The following is a 22390-nucleotide window of genomic DNA, read 5'->3' as shown; positions in this document are numbered from 1 at the left end:
CTGATGAACCTCGATCAATACCTCCCCGTCCTCCTGTTCATCTTGGTCGGTATCGGTGTCGGTGTTGTGCCACTCGTGCTGGGCTACGTGCTGGGCCCCAACCGACCGGACGCTGCGAAGAACTCCCCGTACGAATGCGGCTTCGAGGCCTTCGATGACGCGCGCATGAAGTTCGACGTGCGCTACTACCTGGTCGCTATCCTCTTCATCCTGTTCGATCTGGAAATCGCCTTCCTCTTCCCCTGGGCCGTGACGCTGCAGGAGGTGGGTGTGACGGGCTTCGCCGCCGTGCTGGTCTTCCTGGCCATCCTCGTGGTGGGCTTCGCCTACGAATGGAAGAAGGGCGCCCTGAACTGGGAATGAGCGGCGCTACACAAGGAATATCACGATGATTGAAGGTGTGATGAAGGAAGGCTTCATCACCACGAGCTACGACTCCGTGGTGAACTGGGCCAAGACCGGATCCCTCTGGCCCATGACCTTCGGCTTGGCCTGTTGCGCCGTCGAGATGATGCATGCGGCCGCCGCGCGCTACGACCTGGGCCGCTTCGGCGCCGAGGTGTTCCGCGCCAGCCCGCGCCAGTCCGACCTGATGATCGTGGCTGGCACGCTCTGCAACAAGATGGCTCCTGCCCTGCGCAAGGTCTACGACCAGATGGCCGAGCCGCGCTGGGTCATCTCCATGGGCTCGTGCGCCAACGGCGGCGGCTACTACCACTACAGCTACTCAGTCGCGCGGCTGCGACCGTATCGTGCCGGTGGACGTGTATGTGCCGGGCTGCCCCCCGACCGCGGAAGCGCTGATCTACGGGATCATCCAGCTCCAGCAGAAGATCCGCCGCACCAACACCATTGCGCGTGTCTGAGGGGAAACGATGACTGCCATTGCCATTCGACCCGAAGAACTGCGCGACGCGGTCGCCGCCGCCCTGGGCGACAAGGCGCGCGAGATCACCATTGCGCTGGACGAGGTGACCGTGATCGTCCCCGCGGCACACTACCTCGAAGCCATGCAGACGCTGCGCGACGCGCCGCAGTGCCGTTTCGAGCAACTTATCGACCTGTGCGGGGTCGACTACTCGGCCTACGGCAACGTCGGTACCGAGGGCCCCCGTTACGCAGTCGTCTCGCACCTGCTGTCGGTCACGCTGAACCAGCGCGTGCGCGTGAAGGTATTCTGCCCGGATGACGACCTTCCCGTCGTGCCGTCGGTGAACGACATCTGGAATTCCGCCAACTGGTTCGAGCGTGAGGCCTTCGACCTGTACGGCATCGTCTTCGATGGCCACAACGACCTGCGCCGCATCCTGACCGACTACGGCTTCATAGGCCATCCCTTCCGCAAGGATTTCCCGCTGTCCGGCCATGTGGAGATGCGCTACGACGCCGAACAGCGCCGCGTGGTCTACGAGCCCGTGAGCATCGAGCCGCGCGAGGTCACGCCGCGCATCATCCGCGAAGACAAGTACGGAGGCCTGCACTGAGGCGGCCTGCCGCCCAGGTGACCAACCATGGCTGAAATCAAGAACTACTCCCTGAACTTCGGTCCGCAGCACCCGGCCGCGCACGGCGTGCTGCGACTGGTGCTGGAGCTCGACGGCGAGGTCGTGCAGCGTGCCGACCCGCACATCGGCCTGCTGCACCGCGCCACCGAGAAGCTCGCCGAGAGCAAGACCTATATCCAGTCGCTGCCCTACATGGACCGTCTCGACTACGTGTCCATGATGTGCAACGAGCAGGCCTATTGCCTGGCCATCGAGAAGCTGCTGGGCATCGAGGTGCCGCTGCGCGCGAAGTACATCCGCACGATGTTCGGCGAGATCACGCGCCTCTTGAACCACCTGATGTGGCTGGGGTCGCACGGTAACGACTGCGGCAGCTCCACGATCCTGATCTACACCTTCCGCGAGCGCGAAGACCTGTTCGACATGTACGAGGCCGTCTCCGGCGCGCGCATGCATGCGGCCTACTTCCGCCCGGGCGGCGTGTACCGCGACCTGCCCGACAGCATGCCGCAGTACAAGGTCAGCAAGGTCAAGAACGCGCGGGCCATTGAGGAGCTCAACCGCAACCGCCAGGGCTCGCTGCTGGACTTCATCGACGACTTCACCCGGCGCTTCCCCAAGTGCGTCGACGAATACGAGACGCTGCTGACCGACAACCGCATCTGGAAGCAGCGCACGGTGGGCATCGGCGTGGTGCCGCCCGAGCGCGCGCTCAATCTCGGCATGACCGGCCCCATGCTGCGCGGCTCCGGCATCGCCTGGGACCTGCGCAAGAAGCAGCCCTACGATGCCTACGACCGCGTGGAGTTCGACATTCCCGTGGGTGTGACCGGCGACAGCTACGATCGCTACCTCGTGCGCGTGAACGAGATGCGCGAGTCCAACCGCATCGTCAAGCAATGCGTGGACTGGCTGCGTGCGAACCCGGGTCCGGTCATCACCGACAACCACAAGGTAGCGCCGCCTTCCCGCGAATCCATGAAGTCGAACATGGAAGAGCTGATCCACCATTTCAAGCTCTTCACCGAAGGTTTCCGCGTGCCGGCGGGCGAAGCCTATGCCGCCGTGGAGCACCCCAAGGGCGAATTCGGCATCTACATGGTGAGCGATGGCGCCAACAAGCCCTACCGCTTGAAGATCCGTGCGCCGGGCTTCGTGCACTTGGCTACGCTCGACGAAATGGCGCGCGGCCACATGCTGGCCGATGCCGTGGCCATCATCGGCACCATGGATATCGTGTTCGGAGAGATTGACCGATGATTACCGAAGCGACCAAGCAACGTTTCGCCCGCGAAGTGGCCAAATACCCTGCCGATCAGAAGCAGTCGGCCGTGATGGCCTGCCTGTCCATCGTGCAGCAGGAGCAGGGCTGGGTCAGCGCCGAGAGCGAGGCCGTGATCGCCGACTACCTGGGCATGCCTCAGATCGCCGTGCACGAGGTCACGACCTTCTACAACATGTACAACCAGCAGCCGGTGGGCAAGTACAAGCTTGCCGTCTGCACCAACCTGCCATGCCAGCTGCGCCGGGGGCAGGACGCGCTGCACCACCTGGAGCACAAGCTGGGCATCGCCATGGGCGAGACCACGGCGGATGGCCTGTTCACGCTGCAGCAATGCGAATGCCTGGGCGCCTGCGCCGATGCGCCCGTGATGCTGGTCAACGACCGCAGCATGTGCAGCTTCATGGACGACGAGAAACTCGACCAGCTCGTGGACGGCCTGCGCGCCGCGGAGGGGCAGGCATGACTACGGCCGCACAGATCCTGTCCCAATTCCAGGCGACGGGCGTACAGACCTGCTTCCACGATCGCCATGTCAACCCGCAGATCTATGCGGGTCTGGACGGCAGCAACTGGAGCATCAAGGACTATGAGGCGCGCGGCGGCTACCAGGCGCTGCGCAAGCTGCTCGGCAGGGACGGCGGCGAGGGCATGACGCAGGACCAGGTCATCGCCACCGTCAAGGAGTCGGGACTGCGCGGCCGAGGCGGCGCAGGCTTTCCCACGGGCCTGAAGTGGAGCTTCATGCCCCGCCAGTTCCCCGGGCAGAAGTACCTGGTGTGCAATTCGGACGAGGGCGAGCCGGGCACATGCAAGGACCGCGACATCCTCATGTACAACCCGCACATCGTGATCGAGGGCATGATCATCGCGGCGTATGCGATGGGCATCTCCGTCGGGTACAACTACATCCACGGCGAGATTTTCCAGGTCTACGAGCGTTTCGAGGCTGCCCTGGAAGAGGCGCGTGCGGCGGGCTATCTGGGCGACAACATCCTGGGTGGCAGCTTCAGCTTCCAGCTCCATGGCCACCACGGCTTCGGCGCCTACATCTGCGGCGAGGAAACCGCATTGCTGGAATCGCTCGAAGGCAAGAAGGGCCAGCCGCGCTTCAAGCCGCCATTCCCGGCCAGTTTCGGCCTCTACGGCAAGCCCACCACGATCAACAACACCGAAACCTTCGCGGCCGTTCCCTGGATCATCCGCAACGGCGGACAGGCCTACCTGGAGTGTGGCAAGCCCAACAACGGCGGCACCAAGATCTTCTCCGTTTCCGGCGACGTGGAGCGCCCGGGCAACTACGAGATTCCGCTAGGCACGCCTTTCGCCAAGCTGCTGGAACTGGCGGGCGGCGTGCGCAAGGGGCGCCAGCTCAAGGCCGTGATCCCGGGCGGCTCCTCCGCGCCCGTATTGCCGGCGTCCATCATCATGGAATGCACGATGGACTACGACTCCATCGCCAAGGCAGGGTCCATGCTGGGTTCGGGCGCCGTCATCGTGATGGACGATTCCCGCAGCATGGTCGAGAGCCTGCTGCGCCTGTCGTACTTCTACCAGCACGAATCGTGCGGCCAATGCACGCCTTGCCGCGAGGGCACCGGCTGGATGTGGCGCGTAGTCCATCGCATCCAGCACGGCGAAGGTCGCGGAGGCGATCTGGACCTGCTCAACTCCGTGGCCGACAACATCCAGGGGCGCACCATCTGCGCGCTGGGCGATGCCGCCGCGATGCCGGTGCGCGCGATGATCAAGCACTTCCGTCCGGAGTTCGAGGCGCTGATCCGCAATGCCGCCTCCCAGGGTTCCGCTGCCGCCGGCGCCTGAACGCGAGTAAAGCAATATGGTTGAAATCGAACTGGACGGGCAGAAGGTAGAGGTCACCGAAGGTTGCATGGTGATGCATGCAGCCGAGAAGGCCGGCACCTACATTCCCCATTTCTGCTACCACAAGAAGCTCTCCATCGCCGCCAACTGCCGCATGTGCCTGGTAGAGGTGGAGAAGGCGCCCAAGCCCTTGCCTGCCTGCGCCACGCCGGTCACGCAAGGCATGATCGTGCGCACCAAGAGCGAGAAGGCCATCAAGGCCCAGCAGTCGGTGATGGAGTTCCTGCTCATCAACCACCCGCTGGACTGCCCGATCTGCGATCAGGGCGGCGAGTGCCAGTTGCAGGATCTGGCCGTGGGCTATGGCGGCAGCGCTTCGCGCTATGGCGAGGAAAAGCGCGTCGTGGTGCACAAGGACGTGGGGCCGCTGATTTCCATGGAGGAGATGAGCCGCTGCATCCACTGCACACGCTGCGTGCGCTTCGGCCAGGAGATCGCCGGCGTGATGGAACTCGGCATGGTCAACCGTGGCGAGCACTCCGAGATCACCACGGTGATCGGCGACACGGTCGATTCCGAGCTGTCGGGCAACATGGTCGACCTGTGCCCGGTGGGCGCATTGACCAGCAAGCCTTTCCGCTACAGTGCCCGCACGTGGGAACTGTCGCGCCGCAAGTCCGTAAGCCCGCACGATTCCACTGGCTCCAACCTGATCGTCCAGGTCAAGAACCACAAGGTGATGCGTGTCGTCCCGCTCGAGAATGAGGACGTGAACGAGTGCTGGATCGCGGACCGTGATCGCTTCTCCTACGAAGCGCTGAACTCCGAAGACCGCCTGACGCGTCCCATGCTCAAGCAGGGCGGCGAGTGGAAGGAAGTGGATTGGCAAACTGCGCTGGAATACGTCGCCAACGGCCTGCAGGGTGTCAAGGCCGAGCATGGCGCGCAGAGCATTGGCGCCCTGGTGAGTCCCCACAGCACGCTGGAAGAGCTGTTCCTGGCATCCAGGCTCGTGCGCGGCCTCGGTAGCGACAACATCGACCACCGCCTGCGCCACGCCGACTTCACTCCGGCGGACGGCGTGCGTTGGCTGGGCACGACCATTGCATCGCTGAGCACCTTGCAGTCCGTGCTGGTCGTGGGCTCCAACCTGCGCAAGGACCATCCGCTGTTTGCGCAGCGGATCCGCCAGGCGGCCCGCAAGGGGTGCTCGGTGAATGCGATCAATAGCACGGCTTATGACTGGGCCATGCCGGTGGCGCAGTCGCTGGTGGCTCCCGCATCCGGCTGGGCCCGGGCTCTGGCCCAGGTGGCGGCTGCCGTGGGCGAAGCCAAGGGGATCGCCGTTCCCGACCAGGAAGCAGGCAACATTGGCGACGCAGCGCGTGCCGTGGCTGCTTCGCTGCTGTCGGGCGAGCGCAAGGCTATTTTGTTGGGCAACGGTGCGGCGCACCACGCGCAGGCGTCGAGCCTGCTTGCGCTGGCGCAATGGATCGGTGCCCAGACCGGCGCGACCGTGGGTTATCTCACCGAGGCGGCCAATACCGTGGGTGCGCAGTTTGTCGGCGCGCAGCCGCTGCAGGGCGGCTTGCATGCGGCCCAGATGCTGGGCGGTGGCCTGAAGGCCGCACTGTTGCTCAATACCGAGCCCGAGCACGATTCTGCCCCCGGGGCGGCTGCCGCGCGAGGGCTGGCCCAGGCGGAAATGGTCGTGACCCTGAGCCCCTTCAAGACCAACCTGGAATTCAGCGACGTGCTGCTGCCCATCGCTCCGTTCTCCGAAACCTCCGGCAGTTTCGTGAATGCCGAAGGGCGGCTACAGAGTTTCCATGCGGTGGTCAAGCCTGCAGGCGAGGCGCGCCCTGCGTGGAAGGTGCTGCGCGTGCTGGGCAATCTCCTGGGCATGGAGGGCATGGACTACGAGGCGTCCCAGGACGTGCTGGCCGCTGCCACGGGCAAACCGGCGGGAGACGTCACCCAATTGCCTGCCGAGTGCCTGAGCAATGCCACCAGCGCCGACATCCAGATGTCGGTGGAATGCGCAGAGCCGGTGGTTGCCGGCATCTATCAGCTCGACAGCCTGGTGCGCCGCGCACCGTCGCTGCAATTGACCGCCGACGCGCGGACGGCACGTGAAGGAGCCGCAGCATGATCGACGCCCTCTATAACGGAGGCCTGAACCTGGTCGCGGCCGGCTGGTGGACCGGCGTGGTGTGGCCCGTCCTCTGGAACCTGATCAAGATCGTCTGCATCGTCGCGCCGCTGATGGGGGCGGTGGCTTATCTGACGCTATGGGAGCGCAAACTGCTCGGCTTCATGCAGGTGCGCTTCGGGCCCAACCGCGTGGGGCCCTTCGGCCTGCTGCAGCCGTTGGCCGACGGCCTCAAGCTGATCACCAAGGAACTGATCCAGCCTACGGCCGCCGCCAAGGGGCTGTTCTATCTCGGCCCCGTGATGGCCATCATGCCGGCCTTGGCTGCCTGGGTGGCCATTCCCTTCGGGCCCGACGTGGCGCTGGCCAATGTCAACGCAGGCTTGCTGCTCATCATGGCCATTACCTCCATCGAGGTGTATGGCGTGATCATCGCAGGCTGGGCATCCAACTCCAAGTACGCCTTCCTGGGCGCCCTGCGCGCCTCGGCGCAGATGGTGAGCTACGAAATCGCCATGGGCTTCTGCTTCCTGGTGGTGATCATGGTGTCGGGCAGCATGAACCTGACGGACATCGTGCTGGGCCAGGGCCACGGGACGATGGCGGGCATGGGCCTGAATTTCCTGTCCTGGAACTGGCTGCCCCTGCTGCCGATCTTCCTGGTCTACCTGATTTCCGGCGTGGCGGAGGTGAACCGCCATCCCTTCGACGTGGTGGAAGGTGAGGCCGAGATCGTGGCCGGCCACATGGTCGAGTACTCCGGCATGGGCTTCGCCGTCTTCTTCCTGGCCGAATACGCCAGCATGTGGCTGGTGTCCATCCTGGCGGTGATCATGTTCCTCGGGGGCTGGCTGCCTCCCATCGAGGTCCTGGCATTCATCCCGGGCTGGATCTGGCTGGGCATCAAGACCTTCCTGGTGGTGTCCATGTTCATCTGGATCCGCGCCACATTCCCGCGCTTCCGCTATGACCAGATCATGCGTCTGGGCTGGAAGATCTTCATTCCGGTCACCCTGGTGTGGCTGCTGATCGTGGGCGCCTGGCTGCTGTCGCCCTGGAACATCTGGAAATAAGCGGGGACATCCATGGCTGCTATCGCTGCTCCTGCATCTTTCTCCATCAAGGACTTCTTCAAGAGCTTCATGCTCTGGGAACTCGCCAAGGGCATGGCCCTGACGGGGCGCTACACCTTCCGCCGCAAGGTGACGGTGGAATTCCCCGAGGAAAAGACACCTCTTTCGCCGCGCTTCCGCGGCCTGCATGCACTGCGCCGTTACGACAACGGCGAGGAGCGCTGCATCGCCTGCAAGCTCTGCGAGGCTGTCTGCCCGGCCCTGGCGATCACCATCGAATCCGACGTGCGTGCCGACGGCTCCCGCCGCACAACGCGCTACGACATCGACCTGACCAAATGCATCTTCTGCGGCTTTTGCGAGGAAAGCTGCCCGGTGGACTCCATCGTGGAGACGCAGATCTTCGAGTACCACGGTGAAAAGCGTGGTGACCTGTATTTCACCAAGGACATGCTGCTGGCCGTCGGTGACCGCTACGAACCCGAGATCGCTGCCGCCAAGGCGGCGGATGCCAAGTACCGTTGATCGGGCCGTCAAGCCTGAACTTTTGAAAAGACCCGATTCATGGACGCCAAGACCGGTTTCTTCTATCTGTTCTCGGTAGTGCTGCTGTATGCGGCCTTCCGGGTGATCACGGCGCGCAATCCCGTGCACGCCGTGCTGCATCTGATTCTTGCCTTTTCGCAAGCCGCGGGCGTGTGGCTGCTGCTGAAGGCCGAATTCCTCGCCATCACACTGGTGCTTGTCTACCTGGGTGCGGTGATGGTGCTGTTCCTTTTCGTCGTGATGATGCTGGACATCCGTATCGACGCGATGCGGCGAGGCTTCTGGAAGCACTTTCCCCTGGCAGCCTTCATCGGTGCCCTGATCGCCTTCGAAATGGCCGCCGTGCTGATGACTGGTTTCCGGGGCATGGAAGAGCCCAAGGCCGTGGCTGCCGTAGTCGATGCAGCGGGCAAGGTCGTGCCGTACTCCAACACCAAGGCCCTGGGCAAGCTGCTCTATACCGAGTACATCTATCCCGTGGAAGTGGCGGCCGTGATTTTGCTGGTGGCCATGATCGCCGCCATTGCGCTCACGCTGCGCGAGCGCAAGGATTCCAAGGCGATCAACCCCGCGGAGCAGGTGCGCGTGCGCGCCAGCGACCGCGTGGTGATCGTCAACATGCCCGTCACCCAGGCGCCTGCTGCACAGGCAACTGGCGAGGAGAGCAAGCAATGACACTGACGCTGGGACATTTCCTCTCGCTGGGCGCGATGCTGTTCGCCATGGCGGTGATCGGCATCTTCCTGAACCGCAAGAACCTGATCGTCCTGCTCATGGCGATCGAACTGATGCTGCTGGCTGTGAACATCAATTTTGTGGCCTTCTCGCACTACCTGGGCGACATGCACGGGCAGGTGTTCGTGTTCTTCATCCTGACAGTGGCGGCAGCCGAGTCTGCCATCGGCCTGGCCATCCTGGTGCTGCTGTTCCGTAACAAGTCCAGCATCAACGCGGACGAACTCAACACCCTCAAGGGTTGAGGCCTCTCGGTACTTGCAAGGTTCTCAAGAATGAGTCAAACCCTTTCTGCTTCGACCCTGCTGGCGGTGCCCCTCGCGCCGCTTGCGGGCTCCGCGCTCGCTGGTATCTTCGGCACGGCGTTCGGTGGCAACCGGATCGGCCGCCGCCTCTCCCACACGCTGACCATTCTGGGCGTGCTGGTGGCCTTCGTGCTGTCGGCCATGACGCTCAAGAGCGTTGGCCTGGAGGGCGCGCGCTTCAACGAAACCATCTACACGTGGATGGTGGTGGGCGGCCTGAAGATGGAAGTCGGCTTCCTCATCGACAGCCTGACCGCCATGATGATGTGCGTGGTGACGTTCGTCTCGCTCATGGTGCACATCTACACGATCGGCTACATGGAGGAGGACGAGGGCTACAACCGTTTCTTCTCCTATATCTCGCTGTTCACTTTCTCGATGCTCATGCTGGTCATGAGCAACAACCTGCTGCAGCTGTTCTTCGGCTGGGAGGCTGTGGGCCTGGTGTCCTACCTGCTGATCGGTTTCTGGTTCAACAAGCAGACGGCGATCTTCGCGAACATGAAGGCTTTCCTGGTCAACCGCGTGGGTGACTTCGGCTTCATCCTCGGCATCGGCCTGATCGCAGCGTATGCGGGCACGTTCAACTACAGCGAAATCTTCGCCAAGGCGGGCGAACTGGGCAGCATCGGCTTCCCTGGCACCAACTGGATGCTGATCACCGTGATCTGCATCTGCCTGTTCATCGGGGCAATGGGCAAGTCCGCGCAATTCCCGCTGCACGTGTGGCTGCCCGATTCGATGGAAGGCCCGACCCCGATCTCCGCGCTGATCCACGCCGCTACCATGGTGACAGCCGGCATCTTCATGGTCTCGCGCATGTCGCCGCTGTTCGAGCTATCCGACACGGCACTGAACTTCATCCTCGTGATCGGCGCGATCACGGCCCTGTTCATGGGCTTTCTCGGCATCATCCAGAACGACATCAAGCGCGTGGTGGCGTACTCCACGCTGTCGCAGCTCGGCTACATGACCGTGGCGCTGGGTGCGTCGGCCTATTCGGTGGCCGTGTTCCACCTGATGACGCACGCCTTCTTCAAGGCATTGCTGTTCCTCGGCGCGGGTTCCGTGATCATGGGCATGCACCACAACCAGGACATCCGCTGGATGGGTGGCGTGCGCAAGTACATGCCCATCACCTGGATCACATCGCTGCTGGGTTCGCTCGCGCTGATTGGTACGCCGCTGTTCTCGGGCTTCTATTCCAAGGACAGCATCATCGAGGCCGTGCACGCCAGCACGCTGCCCGCCGCAGGCTTCGCACACTTCGCCGTGCTGGCAGGTGTGTTCGTGACGGCGTTCTACTCGTTCCGCATGTATTTCCTGGTCTTCCATGGCAAGGAACGCTACGACCAGAACCCCGACGCGCACCATGACGACCACCACGGCCATGACGCCAAGCCGCACGAATCCCCCTGGGTGGTGACGGTGCCGCTGATCCTGCTGGCGATCCCCTCGGTAGTCATCGGCTTCATGTACATCCAGCCGATGCTGTTCGGCGATTTCTTCAAGGACGTGATCTTCGTCGATGCGGCCAAGCATCCCGCCATGGCGGAGCTGGCCAGTATCTTCCACGGCCCGCTGGCGATGGCGGCCCACGGCCTGCAGACAGCTCCGTTCTGGCTGGCGCTGGCCGGTGTCGCGGCCTCCTATTACATGTACATGATCAACCCGGCGCTGCCTGCCGCGATCAAGCGCATCTTCCAGCCGATATACACGCTGTTCGAGAACAAGTACTACCTCGACTGGATCAACGAGAACATCATCGCCCGCGGCGCACGCGGCCTCGGCGTCGTGCTGTGGAAGGGCGGCGACCAGGGCGTGATCGACGGCGGCATCGTGAACGGCTCGTGGAAGCTCGTGGGCCGCATCGCGGGCCTCGTGCGCTGGGTGCAGTCCGGCTACATCTACCACTATGCGCTGGTCATGATTCTGGGCGTGTTCGCGCTCATGACGTATTTCGTGTGGCTCAACAAGTAGGAGAAGAAAACAAATGGGTTTGTTGAGTCTTGCCATTTGGACGCCCATCGCGTTTGGCGTCCTTCTGCTGGCGCTCGGGCGCGATGAGCATGCGCGCGTCGTTCGCTGGCTCGCGCTGGTCGGCGCACTGATCGGCCTGGCCGTCACGGTGCCGCTCATCAGCGGTTTCGATACGGGCAGCGCCGCTGCGCAGTTCGTGGAGAAGGCGCAGTGGATCGAGCGCTTCAACGTCTACTACCACCTGGGCGTGGACGGCATCTCCATGTGGTTCGTGCCGCTGACGGCGTTCATCACCGTCATCGTGGTCATTGCTTCCTGGGAGTCGATCACCGAGCGCGTGAACCAGTACATGGGTGCGTTCCTGATCCTGTCGGGCCTGATGATCGGCGTGTTCAGCGCGCTCGACGGCATGCTGTTCTACGTGTTCTTCGAGGCCACGCTGATCCCCATGTACCTGATCATCGGTATCTGGGGCGGTCCGAACAAGATCTATGCCGCGTTCAAGTTCTTCCTGTACACGCTGCTGGGCTCGCTGCTGACGCTGATCGCGTTCATCTACCTCTACAACCAGTCGGGCGGCAGCTTCGACATCGCCACCTGGCACAAGCTGCCGCTGTCCGCGACGGCGCAAACCCTGCTGTTCTTCGCGTTCTTCGCTGCGTTCGCGGTGAAGGTGCCGATGTGGCCGGTGCACACCTGGCTGCCGGATGTGCACGTGGAGGCGCCCACGGGCGGCTCCGCCGTGCTGGCCGCCATCATGCTGAAGCTGGGCGCCTATGGCTTCCTGCGCTTCTCCATGCCGATCGCTCCCGACGCGGCCCACAAATGGGCCTGGCTGATGATCACCCTGTCCCTGGTCGCGGTGATCTACGTGGGCCTGGTGGCCATGGTGCAGAAGGACATGAAGAAGCTGGTGGCGTATTCGTCGGTGGCGCACATGGGGTTCGTCACGCTGGGCTTCTTCGTGTTCAACGATCTGGGCGTGTCCGGCGGTCTGGTGCAGATGATCGCCCACGGCTTCGTGTCCGGCGCGATGTTCCTGTGCATCGGCGTGCTCTACGACCGCGTGCATTCGCGGGAGATCGCCTCCTATGGCGGCGTGGTCAATACCATGCCCCGCTTCACCGCGTTCGCGCTGCTGTTCGCCATGGCCAACTGCGGCCTGCCCGCGACGGCCGGATTCGTGGGCGAATGGATGGTGATCATCGCCGCGGTGAAGTTCGACTTCTGGATCGGCCTGGGCGCCGGCACAGCGCTGATCCTGGGCGCCAGCTACACGCTCTGGATGTACAAGCGCGTCTACCTGGGCCCGGTCGCCAACGACGACGTGCGCGGCCTCAGCGACATCAATTCCCGAGAGTTCCTCGTGCTGGCGCTTCTGGCGATCGCCGTGCTGTACATGGGCATCTATCCCAAGCCCTTCACCGATGTGATGGACGCGTCCGTCGCGGAACTGCTCAAGCACGTGGCGCAGTCCAAGCTCCACTGACCAGACTGAACCGAGAGATACGAGATGATTGACAACATCAGCTGGCTGGCGATTTACCCCGAGATCGTACTGCTGGTCATGGCATGCGTGATCGCCCTGGTGGACCTGGGCGTCACCAGCCCGCGGCGCACGGGCACCTATGTGCTGACCATGCTCACGCTCGCCGTGGTCGCCGTGCTGCAGGCCATGTACGCCAGCAGCGGCAACACTTTCTACGGCTGGGGGAACATGGTGGTGAGCGACGCCATGGGCAACTGGCTCAAGTGCTTCGCCACGGTGGCCATGATGGTCACGCTGGTCTACGGCCGTCCCTATGCAGCGGACCGTGACATGCTGCGCGGCGGCGAGCTGTTCACGCTGTGCATGCTGGCGCTGCTGGGCATCTTCGTGATGATCTCGGCCAACAACTTCCTGGTGATCTACCTGGGGCTGGAACTGCTCACGCTGTCGAGCTATGCGCTCGTGGCGCTGCGCCGTGACAACGTGACCGCGACCGAAGCGGCGATGAAGTACTTCGTGCTCGGCGCCATGGCCAGCGGTTTCCTGCTCTATGGCCTGTCCATGCTGTACGGCGCCACGGGTTCCCTGGATATCGGCCAAGTGTTCAAGGCCATCAATGCAGGTCAGATCCGCCACCAGGTGCTGGTGTTCGGCCTGGTGTTCGTCGTGGCGGGGCTGGCATTCAAGCTGGGCGTGGTGCCTTTCCACATGTGGATTCCCGACGTGTACCAGGGCGCTCCCACGGCCGTGACGCTGGTTATCGGCGGCGCCCCCAAGCTGGCGGCGTTCGCCATGGCGATCCGCCTGCTCGTGGACGGGCTGCTGCCGCTGGCCATCGACTGGCAGCAGATGCTGGCCGTCCTGGCCATCGGATCGCTGCTGGTGGGCAACCTGGCCGCCATCATGCAGACCAACCTCAAGCGCATGCTGGCGTATTCGACCATTTCGCAGATGGGCTTCGTGCTGCTGGGGTTGATGTCGGGCGTGGTGCACGGCAACGTGGATGCCAATGCCGTCGAGAACGCCTATAGCTCCGCCATGTTCTACGTGGTGACCTATGTGCTGACCACGCTGGCGGCGTTCGGCGTGATCTTGCTGCTGGCCCGCGAAGGCTTTGAAAGCGAAGAGATCTCCGACTTCGCCGGGCTCAACCAGCGCAGCCCTCTCTATGCCGGCGTGATGGCCGTGTGCCTGTTCTCCATGGCAGGCATCCCGCCGCTGGTGGGCTTCTATGCCAAGCTGGCGGTGCTGCAGGCGCTCGTGGCCTCGGGCCAGGCCTTCCACATCGGTCTGGCCGTGTTCGCGGTGATGATGTCGCTCATCGGCGCCTTCTACTACCTGCGCGTTGTGAAGGTGATGTATTTCGATGCGCCCCTCACCGCGACGAGCGTCTCCGCCCCGCTGGACGTGCGCATGGTGCTGACCGTGAACGGCGCGCTGGTGCTGATCCTGGGCCTGCTGCCGGGCGGCCTGATGTCTCTGTGCGCCGATGCCATCGTGCGCGCGCTGGCGACCTGATCCATCGGCGCGCGCCGCATGTCCCAGACGGCAGCCATCTGGCTCGTGATCGTGGCCGCCCTGGTGGCGGCCAATCTGCCATTTCTGACCGAGCGCTGGCTGCTGGTGGGGCCGCGCGTGCGTGCCGCGAAGCCCCTGGCCCTGCGCCTGTTGGAACTGGTGCTGCTGTACTTCGTGGTGGGCGGCATTGCGCTGCTGATCGAGAAGCGCGCGGGGCAGATCGCGGCCCAGGGCTGGGAGTTCTATGCCGTCACGGCGACCTTGTTCCTCACCCTGGCCTTTCCCGGATTCGTCTACCGCTACCTGATGCGCCGAGGAGGCGGGGCGCTGCGGCGGATTGACGGAGCGCTGGAATGAAGGTCCTCGACCTGCTCTGTCCCCTGGGCCACGCGTTCGAAGGCTGGTTTGCATCGGAAGATGATTTCCGGAGCCAGCACGCGCGTGGGCTCGTGCAATGCCCCCTGTGCGGCAGCGAGGAGATCCGCAAGGGGCTGAGTGCACCGCGCCTGAATCTCCGCGCGTCAGCGGATGCGCCCCGGGAGGCGCTGCCTGCGTCCTCCAGTGCCGACCCCGCCTCTGTTCCCTCTCCGCAGGCACTGCAGGCGGTGTGGCTGCAGATGGCGCGACGCATCATCGCCGGGACCGAGGATGTGGGCAGCCGTTTTGCTGCCGAGGCACGGCGCATGCACTATGGCGAGGTCGAGGAGCGCGGCATCCGTGGACAGGCCTCCGCGCAGGAAACCGCGGAATTGCTGGACGAGGGCATTGCCGTTCTGCCCCTGTTGCTGCCCGAGGCTGCCAAGGAACCGTTGCAATAGCCCTGTGCGCAGTGCGCGTCAAGGCGAGGGCAGCCCGAAGCGCTCGGCAAATGGCGCCGCGAAAGCCGGTGTGCCGCTGATGGACAAGGACAGTGTCACGCGCTCGCCGGCCTGGACTGGTGGCAGAGCGCGCAGAAGATGCGCTCCAGGGTCATAGGCAAGAGGCTGCAGGGCATGGTCGCCGCGCTCGCATTGCAGGTCGTAGTCCCAGAGCCCACCGTCATCCAGAGAGCCGCGCTGCTCGCCGAATTCTGCGCAGGCCCAGGCCAGCAGGGCCGTGATCTCTCGCAACAGTTCGGGCAGGCGCTCGGCTGTGGCGCTGGCCAGCGCGTCCCATGTGCAGGTGCCCTCGTTGTCTTCGCTGTAATCGAATTCCAGAAAATGCAATGCCATGATGAGGAAGAAAAAACCATGCTTGAAGTGAAAGAAAGCGCTTCCCTTGCGGTGCTGAAGGTGCGGAACCTGTGCTTCGGCTTTGCGGCGCGGCCTCTATTCACGGACTGGAATGCGGATTTTCCTGCAGGGCTGTCGTTGGTGCTCGGCGGCGAGGGTGTGGGCAAGACCAGCCTGTTGCGTCTGTTGGCCGGGGAATGTGCACCGCAGTCGGGCACCGTGACATACCAGGGCCCGGGTGCTGGCGTGCAGGACCTTTTAGGCTGCGAACTGGTGTTCTGGCGCGACCCGCGCACGCCATGGCCCGATGTCACGCCGCAAGGCTGGATGGACGGCCAGCGCGCGCAGTACCCCACATGGTGCGACAGTGCCTGGCGCAGGCATGTGTCCGGCTTCGGACTGGAGCCGCATTTGCACAAATCCATGCACCAGCTTTCGACCGGCAGCCAGCGCAAGGTGCTGCTGGCGGCAGCGCTGGCCAGCGGTGCGCCTCTGACCTTGCTGGATGAGCCCGAGGCGGCGCTGGACCGGCCTTCCATCGCCTATCTGCGGGCTGCGCTGGTGGAGGCGGCGAGCGATCCCCGCTGGCCCGCGCGGGCGGTGGTCGTGGCCCACTACGACACACTGGGCTCGCTGCCCTGGCGGCACATCGTCGAACTGAAGGAATAAACTCCACGCCTTCTGACCTCAGGAGCCCTGCCGTGGATGCCCTGCTTTTCGCCCCCGTCGCCGTGGCCATCGCGCTCACGCCCGGCCCCAATAATTTCTGCGGACTCAACAATGGCATCCGTGCGGGCGTCGGGGCCGCGCTGCTGGCCACCGTGGGCCGGGTGGCGGCATTCGCCATCTTCCTCACCATCTCGGCCATCGGGCTGGGGGCCATGCTCCTTGCGTCCGAGGCCGCGTTCACGGCCGTGAAATGGGCCGGGGCCGTCTACCTGTTCTGGATCGGCTGGCGCGCCTGGCGCAGCCGCGAATTCGGCGGCGCTGCGCTGGCCGAGGGGGCAGAGGCCGCAGTCCGCGCGGCGGCGCCCGTGTCCGTGCGCGCGATGGCCTTGCAGGAGTTCCTGCTGGGCATTACCAACCCCAAGGCGATCATCCTGTTCGCTGCCATCTTTCCGCAGTTCATCGATCCGGCGCAGCCTGCGGCCCGCCAGTTCGTGGTGCTGGGGGCGGTCTATCTGGTGGCGGAATTCGTTTCCACCGCGGTGTATGCAGCCTGCGGGCTGCAGATCCGCCGCGTGATCCGCACGCAGCGTGGCGTGGTGCGGTTGAACCGGGCGACGGGCGGGTTCTTCATGGGAGCGGGCGGCCTGCTGCTGGCCACCCACCGCTGAAGTCTATTTCCGAGGGAGCAGGGCAGGGGGCGCGTGCCGCCCCCTTCCTGCGGCGCAGGTCTGGGTCAGACCACGCCTTGCGCCATCATGGCGTCGGCCACCTTCACGAAGCCTGCCACGTTGGCGCCGTCCACATAGCTCACGCTGCCATCGGCGCGCTTGCCGTATTGCAGGCAGGCGGTGTGGATGCTGCGCATGATCTGCAGCAGGCGGCCGTCGACTTCCTCGCGGGGCCAGGACAGGCGCAGGGCGTTCTGGCTCATTTCCAGGCCTGAGGTCGCCACGCCGCCGGCATTGCTGGCCTTGCCCGGCGCGTAGAGCACTCCAGCGGCTTCGAAGGCCTTGGCGGCCTCGATGGTCGATGGCATGTTGGCGCCTTCGGCCACGCAGACCACGCCGTTCTTGATGAGGGTCGCGGCGTCCTTTTCGTCCAACTCGTTCTGCGTGGCGCAGGGCAGGGCCACGTCCACGGGCACGTGCCAGGGGCGCACGCCGGCCTCGAACTTCACGCCGGTGCGCTGCGCGTAGTCGCTCACGCGGCCGTAGTGGTGGTTCTTCACGTCCATCAGGATGGCCAGCTTCTCGGGGGTGAAGCCATCCTCGTCGATGATGGTGCCGCTGGAGTCGGACACGGTGATGACCTTGGCGCCCAGTTCCATGGCCTTCTCGACCGCGTACTGCGCCACGTTGCCGGAGCCGGAGACGGACACGCGCAGGCCGTCGAACGACTTGCCGCGGGTCTTGAGCATCTCGTCGGCGAAGTAGACGGTGCCGTAGCCCGTGGCCTCGGGGCGGATCAGCGAGCCGCCGAACGACAGGCCCTTGCCCGTGAACACGCTGGCGGCGTTGTTGGCCAGTTTCTTGTACATGCCGGCCATGAAGCCGACCTCGCGGCCGCCCACGCCGATGTCGCCGGCCGGCACGTCGGTGTCGGGGCCCACGTGGCGGTACAGCTCGGTCACGAAGGCCTGGCAGAAGCGCATGACTTCAGCGGGGCTCTTGCCCTTGGGATCGAAGTCCGAGCCGCCCTTGCCGCCGCCCATGGGCAGCGTGGTCAGCGCATTCTTGAAGGTCTGCTCGAACGCCAGGAATTTCAGCACCGACAGGTTCACCGACGGGTGGAAGCGCAGGCCGCCCTTGTAGGGGCCGACGGCCATGCTGTGCTGGATGCGGTAGCCGCGGTTGACATGCACATTGCCGTGGTCGTCGAACCAGGAGACGCGGAACATCACCACGCGCTCGGGTTCCACCAAGCGTTCCAGCAGCGCTTGATCGGCGTAGCGCGGGTGCTTTTCGATGAACGGCCAAAGGCTTTCCATCACCTCCGTCACGGCTTGGAGGTATTCGGGCTGGCCGGGGTTGCGCTGGGCGACCTGTTCAAGGAATTGGCCCACGGACTGGTGCTTCATACAAGGACTTTCTGCTCTGGAAATGGACAAATGCGGCAATGCAGCATCGAATTATGCCAAAAAGACATGTGGTTATGCACCTGTTTGGTGAGGGGTGTCCGACCTTGGTGCGGCCGTGCACACCCATGCGCTGCTCCGCACCACGGCAGTGCCATGGGTGCGGACCATGATGGGCAGAGGGAGAAGAGGCCACGCCATGACTGCATGGCGTACGCAAAGCAGGGAGGAGATCAGCGCCCGCGCAGGAAAAGCGCGTCGAGCTCTTTCATCGTGAGCTGGCGCCAGGTGGGGCGCCCGTGGTTGCACTGGTCGGAGCGCTCCGTCACTTCCATCTGGCGCAACAGGGCGTTCATCTCGTCCAGCGTGAGGCGGCGATTGGCGCGCACCGCGCCGTGGCAGGCCATGGTGCCCAGGATCTCGCTCTGCGCACGCTGCACCACGGTGCTCGCGTCGTGCGTGGCCAGTTCGGCGAGCACGCTGCGCGCCAGTTCCACCGGATTGCCCTGCGCCAGCGTGGTGGGGACGGCGCGCACGGCCAGGGTGCGGGGGGAGAAAGGGGCGATCTCCAGCCCCAGCATGTCCAGCGTGTCGCCATGGGCCTCGGCGGTGGCCACCTCCTCGGGAGTGGCGGCGAAGGTGGCGGGAATCAGCAGCGGCTGGCTGGCGATGCGCGCGCCGCTGTCCACCTGGGACTTGAGGCGCTCGTAGACGATGCGTTCATGGGCCGCGTGCATGTCCACCACGACGAGGCCTTGCGCACTCTCGGCCAGGATGTACACGCCGTGGATCTGCGCCACGGCGCGGCCCAGCGGCCAGGCAGACGCCTCGTCCTGCACGGCAGGGAGCGAAACGCTGGCCGGCCACGCTGCGGCAGCCTCGCGCTGCGACGCCCCGGCCGGTGCGGGCGCCACGTCCTCGTCAGCAGCCGCCGGCGGCGCGGAGGGGGACCACAGCGCCTGCAGGTCGGATACCTTGTGGCCGGTGGGGTTGTCGAATTTGATAGCTGCTTGCGCTTGCCAGATGGGCGTTTGTGGCCTATTTGATGTGTATTCCGGCGCTGCCGGGACTGGCGTGCCGCCGGGGGATTCTGCGGCAGCGGCCAGCGCCTGTGCGCGGGGCGCAGCCAGCGCGTTCTCCACGGCGTGGCGCACGGCTTGGTGCACCTCGCGGCTGTCGCGGAAGCGCACTTCGATCTTGGTGGGGTGCACGTTCACGTCCACCCGCTGCGGGTCGATGCGCACATAGAGCGCATACACGGGCTGCCGCTGGCCGTGCAGGACGTCCTCGTAGGCGCTGCGGGCCGCATGGGTGAGCACCTTGTCGCGCACGAATCGGCCGTTCACGTAGCAGAACTGCTGGTCGGCGCGCGAGCGGGCGGTATCGGGCAGGCCCGCGCGGCCGGTCACGGTGACATGGCCCGTGCGCTGGTGCACGGCCACGGAGTCGCGCAGGAAATCGTCGCCCAGCACGTCGGCCAGGCGTCGGTCCAGCGCCTCGCGCAGTGCGCTCTCATCGGCAGGCGCATCGGGTGCCAGCGTGGCGCGCCACTGCTCGACCAGCTTTCCCTCGTGCCAGATGGCGAAGCCCACGTCCGGTCGCGCCAGCGCGTGGCGGCGCACGGCCTCGATGCAGTGGGCGAGTTCGGTGGCGTCGGTCTTGAGGAATTTGCGCCGCGCGGGGGTGGAGAAGAACAGCTCCTTCACCTCCACGGTCGTCCCCTGGCCGCGCGCGGCAGGACGCAGCTCGCCTGTCGGGGCGTGCAGCAGGAAGGCGCTGGGCTGCTGCGCGGTGCGCGAGAGCAGCGACATCTCCGACACCGACGCGATAGCCGCCAGCGCTTCGCCGCGAAAGCCCATGGTGGCGACGGACTCCAGGTCGTCCAGGCTGGCGATCTTGCTCGTGGCGTGGCGGCGCAGGGCCACAGGCAACTCGTCCTGCGGAATGCCGGCGCCGTCGTCCTCCACGGAGATCAGGCGCACGCCGCCCGCGGACAGGCGCACGGTGATGGCAGTGGCCCCGGCGTCCAGCGCGTTGTCCACCAGCTCGCGCACGGCGGAGGCTGGGCGCTCGACCACTTCGCCCGCCGCAATCTGGCTGATGAGCTCGTCGGGCAGGTCGCGGATGGGGCGGCGGGAAGGAGAGGTCGGTGCGGGCGCGTTCACCGGTGCATTCTATGCAGCGCGGCCAGGCCCGCAGGTGCTGGGCGGGCCGGTCAGCGGCGGCGGTGGCCGCGGTCGTTGTTGCGGCCGACTTCGTTGCCGATCAGCGCGCCGGCGGCCGCTCCCCCGACGGTCCCGAGCGTGGAGCCGAACACGGCATTGCCGACCAGGCCGCCCGCAACGGCCCCCACGCCGGTGCCGATCTGGCTGTTGGTGGGACGGTGCGCGCAGCCAGAGAGTGCCAGTGCGCCGGCGATCAGGGCGGCGGCGGCCAGGGTGCGGGTGAATCGTGCGGTCATGGTGTGTTCCTCCTTGTAGATGGCCCGACTATGCCCGCGCTCTTTGAAGCGCAGCCGTCCAATGCGTACCGTTTTGCGAGCGGTTGTGTCCGATTGCTAAGAACGCACCGGCAGTGCCACAGGGCATGCCAGGGGCATCCGGGTGAGGCGCTACAGTACGGCGCCAGTCACAAGAGGTTGCCGTTTTGGAAGTCTTCCAGTTCCTGATCGATTTCATCCTGCACGTGGATAAGCATCTCGCGGCCTTCGTCGCGAGCTACGGGCCCTGGGTGTACGCGTTGCTGTTCATCATCGTGTTTGTGGAGACGGGCGTGGTGGTCATGCCCTTCCTGCCCGGCGATTCGCTGCTGTTCGTCGTGGGCGCGCTCAGCGGCGCCGGCCTCATGAGCTTTCCGCTGGCCTGCGCCGTCCTGCTGGTAGCTGCGATCCTGGGGGACCAGTGCAACTACAGCATCGGCCGCTATTTCGGGCCGAAAGTGTTCCAGTGGAACAACTCGCGCTGGTTCAACAAGCGGGCGTTCGACCAGGCCCATGCGTTCTATGAGCGTTATGGCGGCATCACCATCGTGCTGGCGCGATTCATGCCCTTCATCCGCACCTTTGCCCCGTTCGTGGCAGGCGTGGCGGCCATGGGCCGCGGCAAGTTCACCGCCTACAACGTGGGGGGGCCGTACTGTGGGTGATGGGCATCTGCACCGCAGGCTACTTTTTCGGCAACCTCGCCTGGGTGCAGCAGCACCTGGACAAGATCATCTGGGCGATGATCTTCGTCCCCGGCCTCATCGCCATCGGAGGGGCTTGGCGGGCCAGCCGCAAAAGCGCCTCTGCTACGGTTTAAGTAGCTGCTCGCGCCCGCTGGGCGGGCGCAAGAGGCCGCTTTGGCTTCAAACGCTTTAGCGGCGGCCCTGGCGGCCGTCGCGGTCTTCGCCCAGTTCGTGGCCGATCAGCGCGCCGGCAGCGGCGCCGCCGACCGTAGCGGCCGTGCCGCCGAGCGCGCTACCCACTACGCCCCCGGCCACGGCGCCTACGCCGGTGCCGATCTGCGCATTCGTGGGATTGCTGGAGCAGCCGACCATGCCCAGCGCTGCTGCGCAGGCGGCTGCGGAGAGAAGATGACGGTAGTTCATGATGGGCTCCTTGTCGTGAAAGCACCCTGTGTGGGTGGATGTCTTCACTGTGCCCTGCGCTCCTGCGCGGGGCTGTAGGTGTGCCCATTCGCCGGCTGTAGGACTAGCCCGGTGCCAGGCAGATGGTGACGAGCAGCGACGCGTCCCGGATCGCGCGCAGCGCATGCGGCGCGCGCGGTGCCAGGTGCAGGAAATCGCCTGCGCGCAGCATGTGCGCCGTGGGTCCGACGCTGAACTCCACCTCGCCCTCTATGCACTGCACGGTGATCTCGCCGGGCGTGTCGTGCTGGCGCAGGGCCTTGCCCGCGGGCAGCACCACGCGGATCACTTCCAGTTGCTGCGCCTTGATGATGGCGAAGGTGGTGGCCTCGGTCAGGCACTGGCCCAGGGGCCGGACGCTGACGACTTCGGAGGATTGGGCGTGGGGCAGTGCCATGGT

At 65.0% G+C, this 22390-nt stretch carries 23 protein-coding genes and 2 pseudogenes; 19 read left to right on the top strand and 6 right to left on the bottom strand.

All coding sequences use genetic code 11. The annotated features are described in order from the left end of the window. The first annotated feature begins 3 nt into the window (after positions 1 to 3). The 16 genes and pseudogenes from AAG689_RS16205 (at position 4) to AAG689_RS16130 (ending at position 15227) form a co-directional block, all read left to right on the top strand. Positions 4 to 363 carry an NADH-quinone oxidoreductase subunit A gene (locus AAG689_RS16205; RefSeq protein ID WP_020226908.1) on the top strand — a complete coding sequence of 120 codons (360 nt, stop codon included), beginning with the start codon at positions 4 to 6 and terminating at the stop codon, positions 361 to 363. 25 nt (positions 364 to 388) lie between these two features. After that, positions 389 to 866: pseudogene (locus AAG689_RS16200) on the top strand (NuoB/complex I 20 kDa subunit family protein). A gap of 9 nt (positions 867 to 875) precedes the next feature. Beyond that, positions 876 to 1484, top strand: coding sequence for an NADH-quinone oxidoreductase subunit C (locus AAG689_RS16195; RefSeq protein WP_406622874.1), 609 nt, complete (start codon positions 876 to 878; stop codon positions 1482 to 1484). 27 nt (positions 1485 to 1511) lie between these two features. Then, complete coding sequence (locus AAG689_RS16190) at positions 1512 to 2765, top strand: NADH-quinone oxidoreductase subunit D (protein WP_406622873.1); 1254 nt, start codon at positions 1512 to 1514, stop codon at positions 2763 to 2765. After that, the gene (gene nuoE / locus AAG689_RS16185) at positions 2762 to 3253 is read left to right on the top strand and encodes an NADH-quinone oxidoreductase subunit NuoE (protein WP_020226912.1); all 492 of its coding nucleotides are present in this window, start codon (positions 2762 to 2764) and stop codon (positions 3251 to 3253) included. Before AAG689_RS16190 ends, nuoE begins: the two co-directional genes overlap by 4 nt. Next, positions 3250 to 4611: an NADH-quinone oxidoreductase subunit NuoF gene (nuoF, locus tag AAG689_RS16180; RefSeq protein WP_406622872.1), complete on the top strand. Its 1362-nt coding sequence runs from the start codon at positions 3250 to 3252 to the stop codon at positions 4609 to 4611. Before nuoE ends, nuoF begins: the two co-directional genes overlap by 4 nt. Positions 4612 to 4627: 16 nt before the next feature. Continuing rightward, the gene (gene nuoG, locus AAG689_RS16175; protein ID WP_406622871.1) at positions 4628 to 6763 is read left to right on the top strand and encodes an NADH-quinone oxidoreductase subunit NuoG; all 2136 of its coding nucleotides are present in this window, start codon (positions 4628 to 4630) and stop codon (positions 6761 to 6763) included. Further along, positions 6760 to 7836: an NADH-quinone oxidoreductase subunit NuoH gene (gene nuoH, locus AAG689_RS16170; protein WP_020226915.1), complete on the top strand. Its 1077-nt coding sequence runs from the start codon at positions 6760 to 6762 to the stop codon at positions 7834 to 7836. Before nuoG ends, nuoH begins: the two co-directional genes overlap by 4 nt. Before the next feature lie 12 nt (positions 7837 to 7848). Then, positions 7849 to 8361 carry an NADH-quinone oxidoreductase subunit NuoI gene (gene nuoI / locus AAG689_RS16165; protein WP_020226916.1) on the top strand — a complete coding sequence of 171 codons (513 nt, stop codon included), beginning with the start codon at positions 7849 to 7851 and terminating at the stop codon, positions 8359 to 8361. A 39-nt stretch (positions 8362 to 8400) separates the two neighbouring features. Continuing rightward, the gene (locus AAG689_RS16160; RefSeq protein WP_020226917.1) at positions 8401 to 9057 is read left to right on the top strand and encodes an NADH-quinone oxidoreductase subunit J; all 657 of its coding nucleotides are present in this window, start codon (positions 8401 to 8403) and stop codon (positions 9055 to 9057) included. Further along, positions 9054 to 9362 (top strand): NADH-quinone oxidoreductase subunit NuoK, encoded by a 309-nt coding sequence (gene nuoK, locus AAG689_RS16155; protein ID WP_020226918.1) that lies wholly within the window; start codon positions 9054 to 9056, stop codon positions 9360 to 9362. Before AAG689_RS16160 ends, nuoK begins: the two co-directional genes overlap by 4 nt. Positions 9363 to 9392: 30 nt before the next feature. Further along, on the top strand, positions 9393 to 11402 hold the full coding sequence (gene nuoL / locus AAG689_RS16150) for an NADH-quinone oxidoreductase subunit L (RefSeq protein WP_406622870.1): 2010 nt from the start codon (positions 9393 to 9395) through the stop codon (positions 11400 to 11402). A 13-nt stretch (positions 11403 to 11415) separates the two neighbouring features. Continuing rightward, complete coding sequence (locus tag AAG689_RS16145; RefSeq protein ID WP_406622869.1) at positions 11416 to 12891, top strand: NADH-quinone oxidoreductase subunit M; 1476 nt, start codon at positions 11416 to 11418, stop codon at positions 12889 to 12891. Between the two features lie 24 nt (positions 12892 to 12915). Further along, complete coding sequence (gene nuoN, locus AAG689_RS16140) at positions 12916 to 14409, top strand: NADH-quinone oxidoreductase subunit NuoN (RefSeq protein ID WP_020226921.1); 1494 nt, start codon at positions 12916 to 12918, stop codon at positions 14407 to 14409. An 18-nt stretch (positions 14410 to 14427) separates the two neighbouring features. Then, positions 14428 to 14766 carry a DUF2818 family protein gene (locus tag AAG689_RS16135; protein ID WP_406622868.1) on the top strand — a complete coding sequence of 113 codons (339 nt, stop codon included), beginning with the start codon at positions 14428 to 14430 and terminating at the stop codon, positions 14764 to 14766. Beyond that, on the top strand, positions 14763 to 15227 hold the full coding sequence (locus AAG689_RS16130) for a DUF1178 family protein (protein ID WP_406622867.1): 465 nt from the start codon (positions 14763 to 14765) through the stop codon (positions 15225 to 15227). Before AAG689_RS16135 ends, AAG689_RS16130 begins: the two co-directional genes overlap by 4 nt. A gap of 18 nt (positions 15228 to 15245) precedes the next feature. On the opposite strand, the gene AAG689_RS16125 is transcribed toward AAG689_RS16130, so the two are convergent. After that, positions 15246 to 15620 (bottom strand): hypothetical protein, encoded by a 375-nt coding sequence (locus tag AAG689_RS16125; RefSeq protein WP_406622866.1) that lies wholly within the window; start codon positions 15618 to 15620, stop codon positions 15246 to 15248. Between AAG689_RS16125 and AAG689_RS16120 the strand changes: the two genes are divergently transcribed. Next, the gene (locus AAG689_RS16120; RefSeq protein ID WP_406622865.1) at positions 15609 to 16289 is read left to right on the top strand and encodes an ATP-binding cassette domain-containing protein; all 681 of its coding nucleotides are present in this window, start codon (positions 15609 to 15611) and stop codon (positions 16287 to 16289) included. The two genes, AAG689_RS16125 and AAG689_RS16120, sit on opposite strands and share 12 nt — an antisense overlap. Before the next feature lie 32 nt (positions 16290 to 16321). Continuing rightward, positions 16322 to 16957 (top strand): LysE family translocator, encoded by a 636-nt coding sequence (locus AAG689_RS16115; RefSeq protein WP_406622864.1) that lies wholly within the window; start codon positions 16322 to 16324, stop codon positions 16955 to 16957. 65 nt (positions 16958 to 17022) lie between these two features. On the opposite strand, the gene gdhA is transcribed toward AAG689_RS16115, so the two are convergent. The 3 genes from gdhA to AAG689_RS16100 all read right to left on the bottom strand — a co-directional run bounded on the left by gdhA (position 17023) and on the right by AAG689_RS16100 (position 20824). Then, entirely contained in the window at positions 17023 to 18366 is a 1344-nt protein-coding gene (gdhA, locus tag AAG689_RS16110) for an NADP-specific glutamate dehydrogenase (protein WP_020226927.1), read from the bottom strand. A gap of 230 nt (positions 18367 to 18596) precedes the next feature. Continuing rightward, positions 18597 to 20528, bottom strand: a complete 1932-nt coding sequence (gene mutL, locus AAG689_RS16105) for a DNA mismatch repair endonuclease MutL (RefSeq protein ID WP_406622863.1) — start codon at positions 20526 to 20528, stop codon at positions 18597 to 18599. A 50-nt stretch (positions 20529 to 20578) separates the two neighbouring features. Beyond that, the gene (locus tag AAG689_RS16100; RefSeq protein ID WP_020226929.1) at positions 20579 to 20824 is read right to left on the bottom strand and encodes a glycine zipper 2TM domain-containing protein; all 246 of its coding nucleotides are present in this window, start codon (positions 20822 to 20824) and stop codon (positions 20579 to 20581) included. A 185-nt stretch (positions 20825 to 21009) separates the two neighbouring features. Here AAG689_RS16100 and AAG689_RS16095 point away from each other — a divergent pair. Then, positions 21010 to 21662 (top strand): annotated as a pseudogene (locus AAG689_RS16095) (DedA family protein). A 55-nt stretch (positions 21663 to 21717) separates the two neighbouring features. On the opposite strand, the gene AAG689_RS16090 reads toward AAG689_RS16095, so the two are convergent. After that, positions 21718 to 21951, bottom strand: a complete 234-nt coding sequence (locus AAG689_RS16090) for a glycine zipper 2TM domain-containing protein (protein ID WP_020226931.1) — start codon at positions 21949 to 21951, stop codon at positions 21718 to 21720. Between the two features lie 103 nt (positions 21952 to 22054). Then, entirely contained in the window at positions 22055 to 22387 is a 333-nt protein-coding gene (locus AAG689_RS16085; RefSeq protein ID WP_406622862.1) for a cupin domain-containing protein, read from the bottom strand. Positions 22388 to 22390: the final 3 nt, after the last annotated feature.

The organism is Acidovorax sp. SDU_ACID1 (genome assembly GCF_045291395.1).
Lineage (GTDB): Bacteria > Pseudomonadota > Gammaproteobacteria > Burkholderiales > Burkholderiaceae_C > MR-S7.
The sequence above is the reverse complement of the archived record's forward strand: the minus strand, read 5'-3'. Positions and strand labels throughout refer to the sequence as shown.